The following is a 3222-nucleotide window of genomic DNA, read 5'->3' as shown; positions in this document are numbered from 1 at the left end:
CCCCCGCGCGTTGCTACCGGTCAGCGCAACGCCGCGCACGCGCGGGTCGGCCACGACGGTTGCGGACTGTTCGTTGGTAATGAATACGTTTGAATACGTGCCTTCCGGCGCGCCCGCATCGGCAAGCAGGTCTTCAAACATGACCGCGCATTGCGGCACACCCGGTGCGTGCTTCACGATCAGCACGTTACCCGCCATAAGGTTGGGACCAACAACGCGGGCCAACTGGTAATAGGGGAAATTCCACGGTTCGATACAGAACACGATACCAATGGGCTGGCTGATGATCGTGGCCTTGCCATCGTCAATCTTCAGGTCAACGGGGGCGAGGAATTTCTCGGCATTATCAGCGTAGTAGTCGAGAATATCGGCACTCAGGTCAACCTCGGCCTGCGCCTCGCGGAACAGTTTGCCCATTTCCACCGTAATGGGCGTTGCGAAGGCATCGCGGTTGTGCCGCATGAGTTCAGCGGCCTTGTGCAGGATGGCGGCGCGCTGGGCATAGGTTTTCTTGCGCCAGTCCTTCTTATAGGTGGTATCGGCCTTGCTGACGATACTGGCAAGCTGGGCATCCGAGTGCAGATCGAATGTCTTGAGCGTTTCTTCCGTGTACGGATTTATTGTCTGGTAAAGCATGGTGAACAGTGGCCTTCCAATCTATTTATCAGTTCAGCACCTGCCATCCCTGCGATAAGGGACAATTGGCCCGCAGGCACGTGACGGCGCGCCGGGATGACGGGGTATCAACTGCATTCGTCTATATACAGATATATATAGTCATCAGCGCATGACAAAGGTAATGCGGCTCAAGATCGCGTGAAACTCCTTTTCAGGACAGGGTGTTATGCGCTGTATTCAGGGCTTGGGCCGCATCGGAGGTTCCCGCTGCGCGCGCCTTGACCCGGTCCGCGCGTTATGAATGTCCGGGCAGGCGTGCCGAGCCTGCGCGGGTACATCCTGCGGCTGGCGGCTTTTTTCCCGTAATCCGGAGGGCTTTTTTACTGCATGGCGGAATACCGTTTATAACAGTCTCAATGAAGTATGTAACCGGCTAACCGATCTGGCTGGTCCGAGGATTGGATGGTGCGTTCTTTTCCTGAAAGCGCACCGTTTTTTATGGAATTACCGGATGTTGGCATCCAGCCACGCACTGATCTGGGCAATGACCCCATTCTCGATGCCAAAATAGCCATGCGGGGTCAGGGAGCCACAGTTTCTGTCGGACCGCTTTGTGCCACCCGCAACCATTAACACGTTTACTTTACGACTGCCTGTCATCGCGGCGGCAATCCGTCCCGCGTAGTGGGGCGGGGCGACATTGCACCGGTCATCGCGATTGGCAACGACAAGAACAGGGGCACGTACAGCCTGCGGCCCGGCGCTGAAAACGGTTTCCCCGCTGCCGCCCATGACGGACACCGCTTCAGCCAGCACGACCCCGGCAAGTGCGCCCGATGCCGCATGCGCCGCGCCATTGACGGCCGCGATTGCGCCCTGACTTGTACCAAGCAGGAAAACAGGGCCTGAACCCTGCCTGCGCACGAAAGCGATCATATCCCCGACAAGGCGTGCATAGGTCGCGGAACCGCGCCGCCCCCTGAGATCGACATGACCGGTCGTATCCGGAATGAGAACCGCATAGCCCCGCCTGTTCCACGCCCCACGTGTCCGCACGACAAAGTTGTCGCCATGCCGGATGTGTCCATCCTGTCCAAGACCGATATCACCAGACCCGCCGGGAAACATGATGAGCGTTGCCCGCGGCCGGACCGGGGAACAGAAGATGCCCCTGACGGACCCACCTGCGCCAGACGGTATATTCATGACACGTTCATTCATGCCCGGATCCACGCTAGCAGGCGTACTCTCCGGGGCGGGCCGATCATGACCGTAGGCCGTGACCGGCAGGAGTATGAGGAAGGTCAGCGTGACCATCATATAGTGCAGGTATTCACACATGGGCTCACTTATATGGGTTCCGGTCAGGTCATCCTGAGCCATGCATGGGTTTCTGATCGGCAGGTGCGGGCCAGAGTGAACATTCACCCATAATCTGCGGCACGCAGGATTGCACTGATTGTATGGGATATGATCGAATGGATTCCCATCGAATATATGGAAGCCATCGGTCATGTCCGCGTACCCCTATCTGGCGCACTGGAAAGAAGAGATCAGCCAAAGCCCGAATGCGATTTACATGACGCTGGCCGATGCTCTGGCGCTCTCCATCCGCAAGGGCGACCTGCGGGAGGGAGACAGGCTGCCGCCACAACGCACGATCGCGGATTATCTTGGCACCAATCTGACGACCGTGACCCGGGCCTTTACCGAAGCCCGGCGGCGCGGCCTGATTGACGCGACGGTGGGTCGGGGCACCTTTATCCGTGTTGGTGCCGGGGAAAGTCACTGGCGCCATACGGGACCGGCTGTGGTCGATCTGACTATGAACCTGCCGCCCATCCCGCAGGAACCGCCGCTTCAGCGGATCATCCAGAGCGACATCGCGGCCATCCTGAAACAGCAGGATCTGAACAGCCTGATGTCCTATCGGGTAACGGGTGGTACACTGGAGGAACGCCAGCTTGGCGCAAAATGGATCGCGCCCGTCATCGGTCAGCGGCGAACGGAGGAAATCCTTGTTTCACCGGGCGCCCAGAGCGCTTTGGCGGCCATTGTCAGCACCCATACCCAGCCGGGCGATGTGATTGTGACCGACCGCATCGCCTATCCCGGTATCCGGACCATCGCGGCGCAATTCGATCTTATTCTGGTTGGCGTGGACAGTGATATGGAGGGCATGATGCCAGACCAGCTCGATCGCGTCTGCGCCGAACATCATCCCCGGCTGCTTTACTGTATCCCGACCATCCACAATCCCACCACGGCCACCATGTCGCTGCAACGGCGTAAGGATATTCTGGCGGTCGCCCAGCGCCACCACCTGCATATTGCCGAGGACGACCCCTACAGCCTGCTGATGGACACTCCACCACCGGCGCTGGCCGCCCTCGACCATAGCCGCGTCAGTTATGTGGCCACACTGGCCAAGACATTAAGTCCGGGCCTGCGCACGGCCTATGTCGCCCTGCCCAATGCGGACATGACCCGACGGGTCGCGGCGGCCATCCGGGCCATTGCGCTCACCAATGCTGGTCTGCTCAGTGCGCTGACGGCGCGATGGATGCAGACAGGGCAGGCGCATACGATTCTGCACGCCATCCA

3 protein-coding genes are annotated in these 3222 nt (G+C 59.4%); 1 reads left to right on the top strand and 2 read right to left on the bottom strand.

The annotated features are described in order from the left end of the window. Positions 1-636, bottom strand: a 636-nt coding sequence (locus tag JCM25156_RS12080) for an aldehyde dehydrogenase family protein (RefSeq protein ID WP_025813264.1), incomplete at its 3' end; no start/stop codon positions are given. A 486-nt stretch (positions 637-1122) separates the two neighbouring features. Continuing rightward, entirely contained in the window at positions 1123-2001 is an 879-nt protein-coding gene (locus tag JCM25156_RS24005) for an alpha/beta hydrolase (RefSeq protein ID WP_242402627.1), read from the bottom strand. Positions 2002-2131: 130 nt separating this feature from the next. Here JCM25156_RS24005 and JCM25156_RS12070 point away from each other — a divergent pair. Continuing rightward, the coding region (locus tag JCM25156_RS12070; protein WP_025813262.1) for an aminotransferase-like domain-containing protein at positions 2132-3222 on the top strand (1091 nt) is incomplete at its 3' end.

It is taken from the genome of Komagataeibacter kakiaceti JCM 25156, from assembly GCF_000613305.1.
This window is presented reverse-complemented; position numbering and strand designations above follow the sequence as displayed.